We start from the raw sequence: 15,354 nt of genomic DNA on the forward strand, positions 1-15,354 counted from the left end.
CGTTTAAATTTTGAAATTTTTTATGCCAAAGGGATCAAAAATAGACTATAATTATTAATTATTCCAATGAGAGAAGGACTTTCCATGGTAAAGATCAGACAGGCAACTCCAGACGATGCCCAAATTTTACTCGACATTTATGCACCTTATATCACAAATACCACGATCACGTTTGAAGATGCCATTCCCAGTCTTGAAAACTTTCGTCAAAGGATCATCGACATTTCCAGAGATTTTCCATATCTCGTCGCTTTAAATGATGACGATAAAATCTGTGGCTATGCGTATGCTCATTTGTATGGTCCCCGTGCTGCATATGCTTGGACTGTGGAAGCTAGTATTTATGTTGACCGTGAATTTAAGGGTCACGGACTAGGAACTAAATTATATCAAGTACTAGAATCTACCTTGAAGAAACAAGGTGTAGTTAATCTGATGGCTTGCGTTACTGAAGGAAACGACAATAGCATTCGTTTCCATGAGAAATTCGGCTATCAAAAAGTTGGGACGTTTCCTAAAGTTGGCTTCAAATTCAATCGCTGGTTAGATGTGGTATGGCTTGAAAAGAATCTCAACCCTCGTCTGGACAAGATGGACAAAGTTTTGCCCTATAATGTTTGACTTAGAGTAAGCTCTAAGGTTTATTATCATCTCTAATGATGATTTGAAGGGAGCATTTTATGACAAAATTAACTGATACTTTTGATATTTATAATGGTGTAAAAATTCCCAAGGTAGCTTTTGGTACTTGGCAGATTCCCGCCAATGAAGCACGCCAAGCAGTAAAGGATGCTTTGGATGCCGGTTATAGACATATCGATACGGCTCTAGCCTATGAAAATGAGAAAGAAGTTGGTCAAGGTATTAGAGATTCTGGTCTCAAACGTGAGGATGTCTTCGTGACATCGAAGCTGCCAGGTCAAACTAAGTCTTACCAAGGTGCTTTAGATGACTTTAATACCACGATGAAGAACCTTGACCTCGACTATTTGGATCTCTACTTAGTCCACGCTCCATGGCCATGGAATGAGATCGGTGCTAATTATGACAAAGAAAACCTTGAAGTTTGGAAGGCAATGGAAGAGATTTATCAATCTGGACGAGTTAAAACGATTGGAGTTTCCAATTTCAATGTCCACGACTTGGAAAATGTTATGAAGACGGCAACTGTTAAGCCAATGGTAGATCAAATTCAATACTATGTTGGTTTTACAGAACCAAAAATCACTGAATTCGCTAAAGAGAATGATATCTTAGTAGAAGCATATTCGCCTCTAGCTACTGGTGGCTTGATTAACAATCCTGACATGCTAAAGATGGCTGAAAAGTATGATATCAGCGTTCCAAAATTAGCAATTCAATTTGTAATTCAAAACGGCGTCTTGCCTTTGCCTAAGGCGGTTCATAAAGAACACATCTTGGCCAATGCTAAGTTAGACTTTGAAATCAGTGCTGAAGATATGGCAACTTTGAATGCTATGCCTGACACTGCACCATCACATTTTCATAATCCAACCCAAGGCTAAAAATAAGCTGTGAAATTTAATTTTTATCCGGAAAAACTACTTGTTGATTCAAAGTTAGAATCGATGAGTAGCTTTTTTGTTCGAAAAATTAAAAGAATTATATAATAATTAGACTTTTCACATTTAACATGCTAATATAAAAATATACTAATGATAACGATAAGATTTTATGGAAAAGAAGAGGAACTATGAAATTACAAAACGATAACTTAATGAAACTTCTAAAATCCGATTTGGAACCTAAAATCAGCATTATTTTACCAATTCATCCGACAACTCCTCAAGCAGAGTCTAATTTGTTAGCCTATAAAAATCTTTTAAAAGATGTAAAAAAAGATCTTGAATATAATTATCCACGTCGAGAATGGAATCAAGCAGTTGAGAATTTGGAAGCTTTAATCTTAGATCGTAAATTATGGAACAGTTCTAAGAAGGCACTTTTAATTTTTGCCAACAATGAACAGATTGAAATTTGTGAAATGGAACATACTGTTTTAGCAAAAGAACATGTGGGAAACACCTTTTTAGTTCAAGATTTATTGTTACCGGAAGAGGAAGTTCACAGGCCTGAGTATTTGATTAACTTAAGTCGGGATCGAATCAATATCTATGATATTAAAAGTTTGAATGAAGTTGAAATAGAGGGGATTCACTCCAAGTTTTCAGACTACTATACAGATTTTGACGCTAACTCCAATTTGAATTCAGGTTCATATGGAGGATTGACAGCGGCTTATCATGGTCATCGGACTAAATCTGAAGAGCAACAAAAGGACCAAACTATCTACTATCGATATTTAAACCGTGAATTATCGAAACTTCATCGTGAGACTGGGAAAACTGTCATTTTAACAGGCTTACCAGAGACCTTAGATATTTATCTGAAGTCTTATGAGGATAGTGCATATATCGGTGGTGTCATTCGTGAATCAGTTATTAATCCGTCACGAACAGTCTTAGCGGAGATAATCAATAATTTCTTTGCCGCACAGAGATTAGCTGAAGTAGAACAAGTGAAACAAGATGTTAAATTGGCTGAGGAGAAACAACGCGTAGTCAGCGATATCAGTATCATCGATTCAGCATTGAACAATCGGATTGTTAAATCTTTAGTGTCGTTTAATGATGGTAGTTCTTATTCAGTTGAACATAATAAATTACTGATCAAATCCTTACTCAATAAAATCAGTTGTCGGGTATTATATACGCCTGGCGACACTAGTTATCCTAGTATAAATGCAATTTTGTATTAGTTTAACAGTAATAAATTAGAAAAAGTGTTGGTCTGATAGTAGACTGACACTTTTTTCGTCTTGTCTATAAGAAAAACAACCGTTTTTTTTAGAAAAGAGTTAGGATTAGAGTGTAACTGAGGAGTAAAAAATCGGAGGTAGAGTAGCATGACAAATGTATTAATTATTGGTGCAACTAGTTTGATGGGACAAACAGCTGCCAAATATTTTTTGAACAAAACTGATGATAATATTACTTTGATGGCACGTTATACCGGACTTTTGTCAGTTGACCAAAGCCGAGAGCGTGTATTTCAAGGAGACATTATTGATGAGCAGATTTTGAATGAAGCGATGGAAGGCATCGATGTGGTGTTGGTATCACTTGATAGCAATGAAGAACGCATGATTCAAAAGATCGTCGATGCAATGGACAAAGCAGGCGTGAAAAGATTCTTGTTTTTGACTTCAATGGGCCTTTGCAACGATGTTCCTACGACAACTGGAGCATCAGGAAACTTGACAGAAGAAGAGATTTTGGCCCCATACCGCCAAGTAGTAAATTTAATCGAAAACTCAGATTTGAATTACACTATTATCCGTCCTAGTTGGTTAGATGATGGAAAAGATGTAACCAATTATGAAATAGTTCATAATGGGGCTCCCTATAAAGTGGATGAAGTTTCTAAAGAGAGTGTGGCCGATTTGATCGTCCATTTAGCCCACAGCGATAAATTAGATTCGCATGACAGTATAGCTATCAGTCGTAAAGCCGATTAAAAAAAATTCCGGTGAGTTAACCAATTAAAATAGTTAATTCACTGGAATTTTTGTATGTATTTTTAAGCTTTAGGCTTATTTTCTCTAAGGATTCGTGCCGGATTGCCGACTACAATTACATTGTCTGGGAATGAATGAGTGACTACAGATCCCGCACCAACGACAACATTATTGCCCAGTGTGACACCTGGTAAGATACTGGCTCCGCCACCAACCCAAACATCGTTACCGATCGTAATGGGAGCGACTGTTTCAGCTTCAGTACGACGAACGCTTGGATCTAGAGGATGCTGTGGCGTGTAGAGACCCACCTTGGGTCCAAACTTGACATCATTACCGATGGTGATTTTGCCTTCGTCACAGAGCATCACATCGTGATTAGCGTAAAAGTGATTTCCGATGGTAATATTCACGCCATAGCTAAAATAAAGAGTTGGTTCAACGAAGAATCTATCACCGACTGATTTCATCAAACTTTTGATCTTTGTATTACGTTCCTCATTATTGGCAATTCGGTTATATTCCATTAATTTAGTCCGAACGTCATTACGTAGCTTAGCTAGATCCTTTGATTCTAGATACAGCTCTCCATTGATCATTTGTTGGTACGATGAATCTTCTTCAATATTCATTTAAAATTAATCTCTCCTCAAAATTGACATATGTTAAGCATAGCACAATTAGAAAATAGTCAAAGTCAGCAAAAAAGCTAAAACAATTTAGATTGGGAATTATCTAAATGTTTCAGCTTTTTTTGAGGTTTTAAACAAAACCAATTAACCATTTTTATGTGTGTAATGTGGGAGAGTGGTTAATCGATCATGAATGATGGAGCCCATTGACTACTTCATACTTGAAGAAGTCAATGTCAGATTGCTGTAGAATTCTGTATTTGCAGGACTGACATCGAATCCTTTGACACGGTTGTTAACTGGTTGCCATGCGTAGTTGAATTGTTCACCAACGACAGCAGCTTGAGAGTTCATATAGTTTTGCCATTCCTTGAAGGTCTTAGCACGTGTAGCATCATTCCAAGAAGTACTGTCGTTCATCTTATTGATCAATTGAGTATTCTTGGCAGTTACAAAGTGACCATAGTTGAATGGAGCGGTTTCGCCATATAGTTGTGTCTGAGTAGGTTCAGATGATAATGACCAGGCACCTAACCATAGATCCATCTTGTTTTGTTCTGGTTTTTCCAAAGTATCGTAGAAACTATTCATTTCCATTGGTTTGCCACTAGTAAATTTAACGTTCAAACCAACTTTGTGCCATTGTTGTAGATAATCTTGGTAAACAGCTTCAGTACTGGAGTTACTTGTCATAGCACCGAAGTAAATTGTTAATGGTTTGCCCTTTGGATCAGAACGCCATTTACTACCGTTACGTTTCTTGTAACCAGCTTCATCAAGTAATTTTTCGGCTTTCTTAGTATTCAAAGTGTAACCTTTAGCACTCTTATCGTAGTAATTCTTGAATACAGGTGGGATCAAAGTATTAGCACGTTGTTTAACACCATTACTAAACTTCTTGGTTACTTGGTCAACGTTTAGAGCATACATCATAGCTTGACGTAGCTTCTTGTTGGCCATCTTCTTATTAGAATCTTCGACATTTTTACCAGTCTTAGTATCGAAATGACCTAAATTAAAGGCAAAGTAACTGTAAGACAAAGCAGGTTGTCCAACATCAGTGTAACCTTTGAGGTTCTTCAAGGCCTTATAATCAGTACCGCCTAACAGACCAGCAGTACTTGGAACAACTGAATCATATTTCTTTGATTGAAGAGCTTTATCAATATTATTTTGAGAAACAACATTGATGGTAATGTGGCCGATTTGAGCTTTCTTACCGTAGTAGTACTTGTTTGGTGACCATGATGTTGATTCACCTTCAACAATTTTATCTAGCTTGTAAGGACCAGTGAAGATAGGATTCTTACGAACTTGTTCAGAAGAAGCAAGTTTGGCGATAGGAACATCTTTGATGTATTCGTAAGGTTCAACACTACCCCAGATGTATGAGTTACCGGAGAATTTCATACTTGGAGCCATTTGTTTGAAGTGGATGACGACAGAATTACCATTTTCGCCATTAGGATAAGTAATACCGGAGATTGTGTCAGCAGTACCATTATGATAAGCTGCCATACCTTTGATATTCTCAAAGTCTGAAGAATATTGTTGAGTAGTAGATTCCTTATTACCCAAAACTTCATAGGCATATTCAATATCTTTAGCAGTTACTGGTGTACCATTAGACCACTTAGCACCTTTACGAAGTGTGATTGTGGCTGTTTTGGCTGAACGATCGAGACGTTGGTTGGCAAGACCACCATCGACGATTTTATAATTTTTATCGGTATTGAATAATGTATCAAGACCACCTGGAGAAAAAGCCATCTGATCAGATGCATTAGATTGTAAGACTGCATCAGTAATACCTTGGAATGGTGAACTGGTTGGTAAAGCCAATTTCAAAGTACCATTTTTGGTAGCAGTGGCATCAGTTTTAGCAGTATTCTTAGCAGCAGTTGGTAAGTCAAGTGCCTTACTGGAAGTTGCTGAAGAATTGCTATTTGAACAACCGGCCAGAGTTAAAGCTGCTAGAAAAGTTACAGCAATGGTAGCTAGTTTATTTTTAGTTTTAACCATATATATTTCCCCCTTGGAAATTATTTAGTCAGAATAGGTTCAATAGAACTGTTGATAAGAGAAAACTGGTGGATAAGATTCTAAAACAGATATTTCGCTTGTGGTAATAGAGGCATCACTTCTTTCACAGGTTTGTTTAAAATAGTTAGGCTTCGATGCCGTGGCGTTGAGAAGCATCTGCTGAACGGCGAATTACTTGGCCAATATAACTGATCGATAAACAAAGAATGATAATCAAAAGTGCTGCTGGTAACCAAGTCCACCAATATTCTGTAATATTGTTAGGATCATTGGCGTTAGCAATTAAAGTACCTAATGATGGTGTAGAAATTGGTAAACCAAATCCTAGGTAGGAAAGCCCAGTTTCAACACCGATATTTTCAGCAAAGGATAAAGTCGTGTCGACAATGATCAACGATGAAATATTAGGCATGATTTCCTTAAAAATAATTTTAAAATTACTAGTTCCAGAAGTTTTTGAAGCGGCCACGTAGTCCTTCTTCGACTCAGAAAGCGTTCGTGATCGAATCAAACGGGAAGTTCCTTCCCAATAGAAGATTGAAAAAATTAGTGTTAGTGTCACGGCGTTATAGTTTTTAATGATTGTAACTAAAACGATGATCATCATTGTCATAGGTAACATCATCATGAAGTCGTAAACACGTTGCATTGTCCAGTCAATATAGCCATTAAAATAACCGGATATTAATCCCCAACAAATACCAAAAGCTGAGGAGATGATCGTCAAACCAATTGCGATACCAACCGAGTTTCTAGCCCCAACGATCAACTGTTTAGCAATTGATCGCCCAGCTGTATCTGCCCCTAGGATGAAACCATTGGTACCAGGAGCCGCATTATAATTCATGATATTGGTTTGCATCATCTGGGATGTGTTGATAAAAGCCGATGCGATAATGATAAACAAGATGAATGCCACGACGATGATCAATGCTGCCATAGCAGGCTTATCAGCCTTAAACTCATTCCAGATGATTTTAGTTGCTGAAGGAGTAGCTTCTTCTTGAGCCTCTTTAGAGAGACGACTTAAATCGTCAGCTGAAATTGTTGAATGTTTATTGAGATTTTCTTCCATAATTAGTCGCCTCCTTTATTGAATCCTGATTCTTGGGTCAACCAAACTGAGAATGATGTCAGATAGTAATGTACCCAATAGATTTAAAATACCGTAGATCAGGACCAAGGCCGTAATAACAGTGTAATCACGGTAACTGATCGAATTGATGAAAAGTAGTCCCATACCTGGGTAAGAGAAGACTGTTTCAGTAAAGAGTGATCCGTTCAACAAACCAGTAAGTGAATAACCTGCAAATGCAGCGATTGGTAAGAGTGAGTTTCGGAAAATATGGTGTCGATAAATATCTTTTTCAGGAACACCTTTTGAACGGGCAGTTCTTACATAGTCAGAACCTTTGGCGTCGATTGCTTCCGAACGTAAGTATTGAACGACGTTGACGGTTCCGAAGAGTGCTCCTAATAGACCTGGTAAGAGGATATGGTAGAGTCGAGAGCCAATTGAGGCAAATCCCGGATTAGCAGTAGACGAGATCGAACCAGTTGTTGGGAACCAACCAAGAACGTAACCAAAGATCCAGATACCAATAACTAAGATAACGAAGAAAGGAATACAGTATGTAACGTAAGTATAGATTCTGATAACGGTGTCAGGTAATTTACCTTCGTGCTTAGCAGCGTAAAGTCCCATTGGTAAAGCCAAGCAATACGTTAATATAGTTGTAAAAAGAGCTAACCAGAGTGTATTGACAGCTCGATCGCCGATTAAACGAGCAACTGGTTCTTGGTATTGATAACTATCTCCTAGATTACCGTGGAATAGATGAACTACCCAATTCCAGTATTGCTGATACCAAGGATCGTACAGGCCATTTATTTTCATCAAATGATGTAACTGAGCTGGATCAGCTTTAGGATTGATCGAACCAGTAAAGGGATCTCCAGGCATTGCTTTAGCTAAAAGAAAAACTAGAATGCTGAGAATAATAATTTCTGGAATCATAATTAAAATACGACGAAGAATTGTTTTCCACATTATGCCTGCACCGTCCCTTCATGTTGAATTTTTTCGATCATATTTGGTGGCAAAGCGACTGAATGAGTCGGACTAATTTGAACTAGTGGGTAGGCCAATCCGCTTTGATCGTAATAATCATTTTGCTGCTGTTTGTAGATTGCTTCCACCTGCAGTCGATTAGCTCGATGTTCTTCACGATGATTGACGTTAGTTTCTGGGATGGCAGCTAACAAACGCTTCGTGTAGATATGAAGAGGGTGATTATAAATATCATCTCTGGAACCAATTTCAACCAACCGACCTCGGTTCATAATCGCAATGTTGTCACACATATGTCTGACGACGCCCAAGTCGTGGGAAATGAATAGATAGGAGATATTGAAATCACGTTGGATCTTTTTCATAAAATTAAGAACTTGAGCTTGAACTGATAGATCCAAAGCTGAAACTGGTTCATCAGCAATAATCAATTTAGGATTGGTTGCTACTGCTCTGGCGACGCCGATTCTTTGCCTTTGACCACCAGAGAATTGATGCGGATATTTGTAGAGTGCATCGGCATCAAGACCGACGATATCAAGCAGTTGCAAAACTCTTAACTTTTCAGCGTCTTTATCAAGATGTTCAAAATTTCTTAACGGTTCAGCGATAATGTCTTCGATTCTTTTACGCGGATTCAGACTAGAAAGTGAATCTTGGAAAATCATCTGGACATCATGGTTGTAATCCAGTGACTGACGATTGGCTTTTTTGGTAATATCTTTTCCTTTATAAGTAACGGAACCACTAGTGGCATTCTCTAAACCAACAATGGCCTTACCAGTAGTAGATTTACCAGATCCTGACTCGCCAACTAATCCATAAGTTTGACCAGCTTGAATATCAAAACTGATACCATCTACGGCTTTAACATAATCGGTGATGCGGTTAAAAAAACCTGAGCGGATAGGGTAGTGTACTTTTAGATCATTGATTTGAATTAAACTCATGAATTGGTGACCCCCTGTTCATCAGGAAATGAAAAGTACTGGTAGCAAGTGCAACGAACTAGATGACCATTTTCAATTTCATGCATGCTAGGTTCTTTTTCGTGAGCGCTAGCAGGTACCCATGGAATTCTGGGGGCGAAACGATCGCCCATTTGCGGCATTTTTTGAAGAGAAGGAACATTTCCTTTGATTACGTAAAGATCATCATTCTCATCGTCCAATTGAGGCATTGATCTCAAAAGAGAACGAGTATAGGGATGTTGTGGATTATTAAAAATTTGATCAACGCTGCCTTCTTCAACAATCTGCCCGGCATACATTACGGCTACTCGATCGGCTGTTTCAGCTACGACACCAAGGTCGTGGGTGATTAAAATAATTCCAGCATGATTTTTCTTTTGAATACTTTGCAAAACGTCGAGGATCTGTGCTTGAATAGTTACATCTAGAGCAGTCGTTGGTTCGTCAGCGATAATTAAATCTGGTTTACAGGCAATTGCAATCGCAATGATGACCCGTTGTCTCATACCACCAGATAATTCATGTGGAAACTGTCGTGCTGTTCTTTTGGGATTGACAATTCCGACTTGATCAAGTAATTCAAGGACTCTTTGATGTTTCTGAGTATCGGAAAGGTAAGTATGATAGTCCATAACTTCTTGAATTTGATCTTCAATTCTTTTTAAAGGGTTCAAGGCTGAAAGCGGATCTTGAAAAATCATACCGATCTTGGCACCACGTAAATGGTTATAGCCTTCTTCATTGAGCTTTAACAAATTGGTTCCTTCAAAATCAATTTCGCCAGTGGTCTTAGTTTCATCGGGATTATGAAGTCCCATGATAGTTGTGGCTAAGGTACTCTTACCGCAACCTGACTCACCGACAATTGCTAAGATCTCATCATTTTTAACTTCCAGATTAATATGTGAGATTGCATTGTAAAATTTTCCGTCGATTTTAAAAGCTGTGCTGACATCCTTGATATTTAAAAACTTTTCTTGTTGCTCCAAGGAATCGCCTCCCCGTTTCTAATTTGTTTCTTATTAACCTAATCAGCAGTTAGAACTTGTATGGCTGATGTGCTTGCTGGCGGATCTAATGTTTGATGATGATTATAATTAACTTAAATTTAATTTACAAGTCTTATTATTAGAAAAAGATTAAAAAGATTAATTACGTTCAAATGTACATTTAACAGCTTTTTGAGCTAAAAAGAGAGATTGAAAGCGGTAATATTGGCCAAAAAGATGACGCTACGTCTTTAAAAAAACACGGTATTATGGCGTTATAACGATAAAATTTATTCGTATTTCTTTTCTAATTTTTTTTACAATTATTTTATTGAGGAAAAAGATTGCAGAAATCAAGACATTAATCCATACTAGGACGATGCTTTTTGAAGCTAATTGTTGAAATTAATAAGTGTTAAAATACGTAACTAGAAAAGGGTGGTTATATGCGTCATCGTAAAACAAGTAAGAAATCGTTGTTCCTGACAATTGGGGGAATCGTGGTTATTTTGGCTTTGTGTATCGTTTTTTTCTTTCCATTAAATAACATCGTCCGTGATTTAACTGGTAATGACACTGCTAGCGACAAGGTTGTTAAGTCAGAATTAGTCAAAAAAGTTAAGTCAAAGAAGACTGGAGATTCAACTAAAGATAAGAAAATTGATCAGGCAGCTTCTATTTTAGGTAAGAAGAAAATGTCGCAATTGATTTCAGCTGCTAACAGTCAAACTAAGACAGCTAATTTGATTGAAGATTCATCTGACTTGTCCGCTGCACAGTCCCAAAGAGCGGCCCAAGAAATTTTTTCCAATAAAAGTTATGGCGGCTTACGTCAAGCCATTGCTTCTGGAAACTGGTATCAGGCTTATCAGCAATATCAGAAATTATCCAATAGTGGGCAATTAAATCAGTTACAAACGGATATTAATAAATAAAAATTAATTTTGTATTTTTTGCTGGAGCTAATCTGACATAAAAGGATATAATAATAAAAGCATTAATTTGAGGGATATTATTTTAATTTAAGGTTTCTCTAAGGAATAACTGATATCCTACTAAATAGTGCAGTCATAAAAAATTATTTCTTTTAGAATATTTTTTGTGTTATGTTAAAGTCGGCTTTTTGATATGGTTTAGTTGAGAAGTCATATTTTGGGTAAGACTATCATTTATGAAAGGTATAGGTTGTATTGGCATATGATGACAATTGGAAGATATCTTCGGACCAAACGGTTCTTTAAGGAAATGACCTTGCAACAAGTCGTTGATACTGTGAAGAGCGATTATAATTTTTCTACATCGACCTCAGTTTTAAGTGCAATTGAAACTGATAAGAATAAGATTATCGATGGGGAATTATTATTTGTCCTATCAGACTTGTACGGTGTGGATTTAAAGGAAATGCAAGAGCTGATCTTAAAGAATTTAAAAGAGAATAAGAGCAGACGACAATAGAAAATGAGAGCTGGTTTGAAAACTAGCTTTTGTCCAGCAATTAAAAATACCTTCTGATTCAGTATTTAGAATCAGAAGGTATTTTTGTTTAGACAGAAAATATAATTTATGATTATCTTTATTGCTGATGATAGTAATAAATTAGTCAGTGCATAATTCCTCTTTTTTTACAATATAAGCTGAATCGTTTACAATGGTCTCGAGGAAGTTTAAACAGGTCAACCCATTTACCAGTATTGAGGCAAATTATTTTTGATTGGACGATGAGAAATGAAATTTTGCATAAATACAGATAAGAAAAATAGTTGGCGTATCGCAACTAACAATCATGATGACGAAACAGTCAATAAAATTGAAACCTTAATGTTTCAAGGCAATGGTTATTTGGGGATCAGGGCCGCAGAAGAAGAAAGCACTTTGCATGAGCGGCGTAATATGTTTGTCTCAGGCACCTTCGATGCGTTTCCTGGTGAAGTGACAGAGCTGCCTAATTTGCCTGATATTTTAAATATTGACCTTCAGGTGGACGGTCATCCACTTTGTCTAAAAGATGGTAAAGTGGAACATTATCAAAAATATTTGAATATGAAAAATGGTGAATTGACCCGTATCTTTGATTGGATCATTGATGGCAAACGGATCACTTTTAGATATAATCGTTTCGTTTCAATGGATGACAAGCATCTATTCGTCTCCAAAGTTGAGATTACGGCTGATCAAGATATCAACTTGAAGATCAAATCAGGTATTGATGGACAACAATCCAATAGTTCTACTCAACACTTGATTGAAGGTGATAAGCGTCTCTTTGACGAGAACTTTATTCAACTGCAAATGAAGACGCAACAATCTGGAATCGATTTTGCTTTTAACGTCAGACATAGATTGTTCGTTGATGAAGTGATGTTGAATACTAAGCCGTCTTTGGATATGGGACGTCGTCAAATCTTTGGTAGTTTTGAAGTCAACCTGCAAAAAGGTCAGAAATTAGCTTTCGTTAAGTACGTTAACGTCTCTACAAGTATTGATCGTGACATCTATGATTTAGTCAACCAGTCAATTTCGGCTTTGAGATATGCTGGCTTGAGCAGCTATCAAGAATTGTTGCATAAGTCCACTCGCGCATGGGACAAAGCAGTTTGGCAAAAAAATTATCTAAAGATTGAAGCAGCGGATGAGAAACCTCAAGTGGCAGTTAACTTTGCCCGCTATCAACTGGCTGCTAGTACCCCACATGATCCACGGATGAGTATCGGTGCGAAAGGTTTAACTGGTGAAGGGTACAAGGGACATACTTTCTGGGATACCGAGATTTTCATGTTGCCTTATTATATTTTTACCAAACCTAAAGTAGCGAAGAGTCTCTTGAACTACCGTTATCTAGGTTTGGAAGGTGCCCATCGTAAAGCCCGTAATAACAATTATCAAGGAGCTCAATTCCCATGGGAAGCCGCTAATCCTTCTGATGGTGAGACCGCACCATTGTGGGGTTCAGCTGATATCATTACTGGTAAGCCAATGAAAGTTTGGTCAGGTTTCATTGAACCTCATATTACCAGTGATATTATCTTTGCTGTCATGGAGTATCTGAGTGTGACCCGTGACCAAGAGTTTGCTAAAAAGATGGGCTACGAGATCGTTTTGGACGGAGCAAAATTTTGGAGTAGCCGCCTGGAATACGATTACGAAAAAGACCGCTACGAAATCAATGACGTTATCGGTCCGGATGAGTATAAGGAACATATCAATAACAATGCTTATACGAATTACACTGCTCAGTGGAGTATTCAAAAAGCCATCAAAGTTTACAACTTAATCAAAGAAGATTATCCAGATCTGTATGTTGAATTGAATAACAGATTGGATTTAGATGATACTTATACACAGTGGGTCGAACAAGTTAATAAGATCTATTTGCCACAACCAAATGAGGCTGGGGTAATTCCTGAAGACGATCAATATTTATCAAAGAAAGTGATCGATGTCTCTCGTTTTGTTGAGAATAATCAATTGAGTAATATTTTTAAGACATACAATTTGACTCAAATCGGTCAAATGCAAGTTACGAAGCAATCAGATGTCTTATTACTGATGTGTCTGTTTGAAGATATGTTCAGTGATGATGTCAAAAGAAGTAATTGGGATTATTATGAACCTAAGACAACCCACGATTCATCATTATCACTGTCAACGCATTCCATTTTGGCTAGTGAATTAGGACTGGCTGATAAAGCGTATCATTATTATGAGATGTCTTGTGAGACAGACCTGGGTGTTCATGTCGGCAAGGCTGTACAAGGAATCCATCTAGCTAGTTGCGGTGGAATTTGGAATATGACAGTGCAAGGATTCGGTGGGTTAAGAACTGACAACGGCAAATTACAGATCGAACCACATTTGCCAAAAGAATGGAAGAGTCTCAAATATCAGATCAATTGGCAAGGCAGCGAAGTTTTTGTTGAAGTTGATCATCAAACATTGAAAGTTCATGTTCATGGAGATCCAATCGAGTTTATCAATCACGGTCAAGAATATCAGGTATCGGCGAATTCTGGTGTTGAAATAAAAAATTTAGTTGAGGTAATCATCACATGATGATAGAAAAGACCAATTTATATTGATTGGTCTTTTTTTTCTGCTCAAGGTTTAAAATAGTAATAAAAGTGAACTTGGAGGGGAATATGGCACAAGTAGTTATCATTACCGGTATTTCATCAGGAATGGGACGTGAGGCGGCCTTACTTTTTAAAGAACAAGGTTTCTCAGTTTATGGTGGAGCCCGTCGTATCGAGCGTTTGAAAGATCTACAAGAAAAAGGTATCCATACCCAAGCGTTGGATGTAACTGACAAATTATCAGTCCGTGGCTTGGTCGATCATGTCATTAAAGAAGAGGGACATATCGACGTTTTGATCAATAATGCTGGTTATGGCGAGTATGGACCCTTAGAGGAAGTGCCGATTGAAAAAGCTAAGAAACAATTTGAAGTCAATTTGTTTGGTGCTGGTCAATTAACAAAATATGTTTTGCCATATATGCGCCAACAAAAGTCTGGACGAATCGTCAATATCTCATCGATTGGAGCCAATGTTTATAGCCCATTAGGTGGTTGGTATCATGCCACCAAAGCTAGTTTGAACATGTGGAGTGATGTTTTGGATACTGAAGTTCGAAAATTTGGTATTCGCTCAGTTGTGGTACAACCAGGCTTAACTAAGTCAGAGTGGAGTAAAATTGCTTTTGAAAATGCACGTGAGAATCTGTTTGATGATTCCCCTTATGAAGATTTAATTGACAAAGTTGAACACTTATTTGGAATGCTTGGTTCTGGGGCGACTTCAAGAGACTTAGCAAAAGTCTTTTATCAAGCTGCGACAGATATTCATCCTAAACGTCGTTACTTTAATTCGGTTATGGATCATGGCATGGTGATGATTGCTCGGACTATGCCTAATACTTATAGAACTGTACTGCACAGATTGATGAAGTAATAGTAAATATAAAATGGTGTCCTAAGTGATTTTTATATCATTTAGGGCACTTTTTTTGTTCTCTAAGAATTTCTTATTTTAACCTTATTGAATCATCAAGACCCTACACCTCTAGGGATGCTATAACTTAAATATGCTTTTGATAGAAACAAGAAACAAGTTAC

The 15,354-nt window shown here is 37.4% G+C and carries 14 protein-coding genes; 8 read left to right on the plus strand and 6 right to left on the minus strand.

Annotation, left to right across the window (positions count from 1 at the left end; translation table 11 throughout):
- The first annotated feature begins 84 nt into the window (after positions 1–84).
- From ACG72T_RS02815 to ACG72T_RS02830, 4 genes are all read left to right on the plus strand, one after another.
- The gene (locus ACG72T_RS02815) at positions 85–621 is read left to right on the plus strand and encodes a GNAT family N-acetyltransferase (protein ID WP_395264486.1); all 537 of its coding nucleotides are present in this window, start codon (positions 85–87) and stop codon (positions 619–621) included.
- Between the two features lie 59 nt (positions 622–680).
- Positions 681–1,526 (plus strand): aldo/keto reductase, encoded by an 846-nt coding sequence (locus ACG72T_RS02820; RefSeq protein WP_395264487.1) that lies wholly within the window; start codon positions 681–683, stop codon positions 1,524–1,526.
- Between the two features lie 188 nt (positions 1,527–1,714).
- The gene (locus ACG72T_RS02825; protein ID WP_395264488.1) at positions 1,715–2,779 is read left to right on the plus strand and encodes a hypothetical protein; all 1,065 of its coding nucleotides are present in this window, start codon (positions 1,715–1,717) and stop codon (positions 2,777–2,779) included.
- Between the two features lie 147 nt (positions 2,780–2,926).
- The gene (locus ACG72T_RS02830; protein ID WP_395264489.1) at positions 2,927–3,538 is read left to right on the plus strand and encodes an NAD(P)H-binding protein; all 612 of its coding nucleotides are present in this window, start codon (positions 2,927–2,929) and stop codon (positions 3,536–3,538) included.
- A gap of 62 nt (positions 3,539–3,600) precedes the next feature.
- On the opposite strand, the gene ACG72T_RS02835 is transcribed toward ACG72T_RS02830, so the two are convergent.
- From ACG72T_RS02835 to ACG72T_RS02860, 6 genes are all read right to left on the minus strand, one after another.
- The gene (locus ACG72T_RS02835; RefSeq protein ID WP_395264491.1) at positions 3,601–4,170 is read right to left on the minus strand and encodes a sugar O-acetyltransferase; all 570 of its coding nucleotides are present in this window, start codon (positions 4,168–4,170) and stop codon (positions 3,601–3,603) included.
- A gap of 210 nt (positions 4,171–4,380) precedes the next feature.
- On the minus strand, positions 4,381–6,192 hold the full coding sequence (locus ACG72T_RS02840) for an oligopeptide ABC transporter substrate-binding protein (RefSeq protein ID WP_395264492.1): 1,812 nt from the start codon (positions 6,190–6,192) through the stop codon (positions 4,381–4,383).
- A 145-nt stretch (positions 6,193–6,337) separates the two neighbouring features.
- Entirely contained in the window at positions 6,338–7,288 is a 951-nt protein-coding gene (locus tag ACG72T_RS02845; RefSeq protein ID WP_395264493.1) for an ABC transporter permease, read from the minus strand.
- 15 nt (positions 7,289–7,303) lie between these two features.
- A complete protein-coding gene (locus ACG72T_RS02850; protein ID WP_395264494.1) occupies positions 7,304–8,263 on the minus strand; it encodes an ABC transporter permease in 960 nt (319 codons plus the stop codon).
- Positions 8,263–9,234 carry an ABC transporter ATP-binding protein gene (locus ACG72T_RS02855; protein ID WP_395264495.1) on the minus strand — a complete coding sequence of 324 codons (972 nt, stop codon included), beginning with the start codon at positions 9,232–9,234 and terminating at the stop codon, positions 8,263–8,265. The genes ACG72T_RS02850 and ACG72T_RS02855 overlap by 1 nt, the downstream gene beginning before the upstream one ends.
- Entirely contained in the window at positions 9,231–10,244 is a 1,014-nt protein-coding gene (locus ACG72T_RS02860; protein ID WP_395264497.1) for an ABC transporter ATP-binding protein, read from the minus strand. The genes ACG72T_RS02855 and ACG72T_RS02860 overlap by 4 nt, the downstream gene beginning before the upstream one ends.
- 446 nt (positions 10,245–10,690) lie before the next feature.
- On the opposite strand from ACG72T_RS02860, the gene ACG72T_RS02865 reads away from it, so the two are divergent.
- From ACG72T_RS02865 to ACG72T_RS02880, 4 genes are all read left to right on the plus strand, one after another.
- Positions 10,691–11,179, plus strand: a complete 489-nt coding sequence (locus tag ACG72T_RS02865; RefSeq protein ID WP_395264498.1) for a hypothetical protein — start codon at positions 10,691–10,693, stop codon at positions 11,177–11,179.
- Between the two features lie 262 nt (positions 11,180–11,441).
- The gene (locus tag ACG72T_RS02870; protein ID WP_395264499.1) at positions 11,442–11,699 is read left to right on the plus strand and encodes a hypothetical protein; all 258 of its coding nucleotides are present in this window, start codon (positions 11,442–11,444) and stop codon (positions 11,697–11,699) included.
- 270 nt (positions 11,700–11,969) lie between these two features.
- Entirely contained in the window at positions 11,970–14,294 is a 2,325-nt protein-coding gene (locus tag ACG72T_RS02875) for a glycoside hydrolase family 65 protein (protein WP_395264501.1), read from the plus strand.
- An 86-nt stretch (positions 14,295–14,380) separates the two neighbouring features.
- Positions 14,381–15,190 (plus strand): SDR family NAD(P)-dependent oxidoreductase, encoded by an 810-nt coding sequence (locus ACG72T_RS02880; protein WP_395264502.1) that lies wholly within the window; start codon positions 14,381–14,383, stop codon positions 15,188–15,190.
- The last annotated feature ends 164 nt before the right edge of the window (positions 15,191–15,354 follow it).

Source organism: Companilactobacillus sp. FL22-1, from assembly GCF_043951805.1.
Taxonomy (GTDB): domain Bacteria; phylum Bacillota; class Bacilli; order Lactobacillales; family Lactobacillaceae; genus Companilactobacillus.

What these genes read in the sequence shown, in the direction of transcription:
- ACG72T_RS02820 (WP_395264487.1), top strand. Translation starts at nt 681, where the DNA reads ATGACAAAATTAACTGATACTTTTGATATTTATAATGGTGTAAAAATT.
- ACG72T_RS02825 (WP_395264488.1), top strand. Translation starts at nt 1,715, where the DNA reads ATGAAATTACAAAACGATAACTTAATGAAACTTCTAAAATCCGATTTG.
- ACG72T_RS02870 (WP_395264499.1), top strand. Translation starts at nt 11,442, where the DNA reads ATGATGACAATTGGAAGATATCTTCGGACCAAACGGTTCTTTAAGGAA.
- ACG72T_RS02875 (WP_395264501.1), top strand. Translation starts at nt 11,970, where the DNA reads ATGAAATTTTGCATAAATACAGATAAGAAAAATAGTTGGCGTATCGCA.
- ACG72T_RS02845 (WP_395264493.1), bottom strand. Translation starts at nt 7,288, where the DNA reads ATGGAAGAAAATCTCAATAAACATTCAACAATTTCAGCTGACGATTTA.
- ACG72T_RS02830 (WP_395264489.1), top strand. Translation starts at nt 2,927, where the DNA reads ATGACAAATGTATTAATTATTGGTGCAACTAGTTTGATGGGACAAACA.
- ACG72T_RS02840 (WP_395264492.1), bottom strand. Translation starts at nt 6,192, where the DNA reads ATGGTTAAAACTAAAAATAAACTAGCTACCATTGCTGTAACTTTTCTA.
- ACG72T_RS02880 (WP_395264502.1), top strand. Translation starts at nt 14,381, where the DNA reads ATGGCACAAGTAGTTATCATTACCGGTATTTCATCAGGAATGGGACGT.
- ACG72T_RS02815 (WP_395264486.1), top strand. Translation starts at nt 85, where the DNA reads ATGGTAAAGATCAGACAGGCAACTCCAGACGATGCCCAAATTTTACTC.
- ACG72T_RS02855 (WP_395264495.1), bottom strand. Translation starts at nt 9,234, where the DNA reads ATGAGTTTAATTCAAATCAATGATCTAAAAGTACACTACCCTATCCGC.
- ACG72T_RS02835 (WP_395264491.1), bottom strand. Translation starts at nt 4,170, where the DNA reads ATGAATATTGAAGAAGATTCATCGTACCAACAAATGATCAATGGAGAG.
- ACG72T_RS02865 (WP_395264498.1), top strand. Translation starts at nt 10,691, where the DNA reads ATGCGTCATCGTAAAACAAGTAAGAAATCGTTGTTCCTGACAATTGGG.
- ACG72T_RS02850 (WP_395264494.1), bottom strand. Translation starts at nt 8,263, where the DNA reads ATGTGGAAAACAATTCTTCGTCGTATTTTAATTATGATTCCAGAAATT.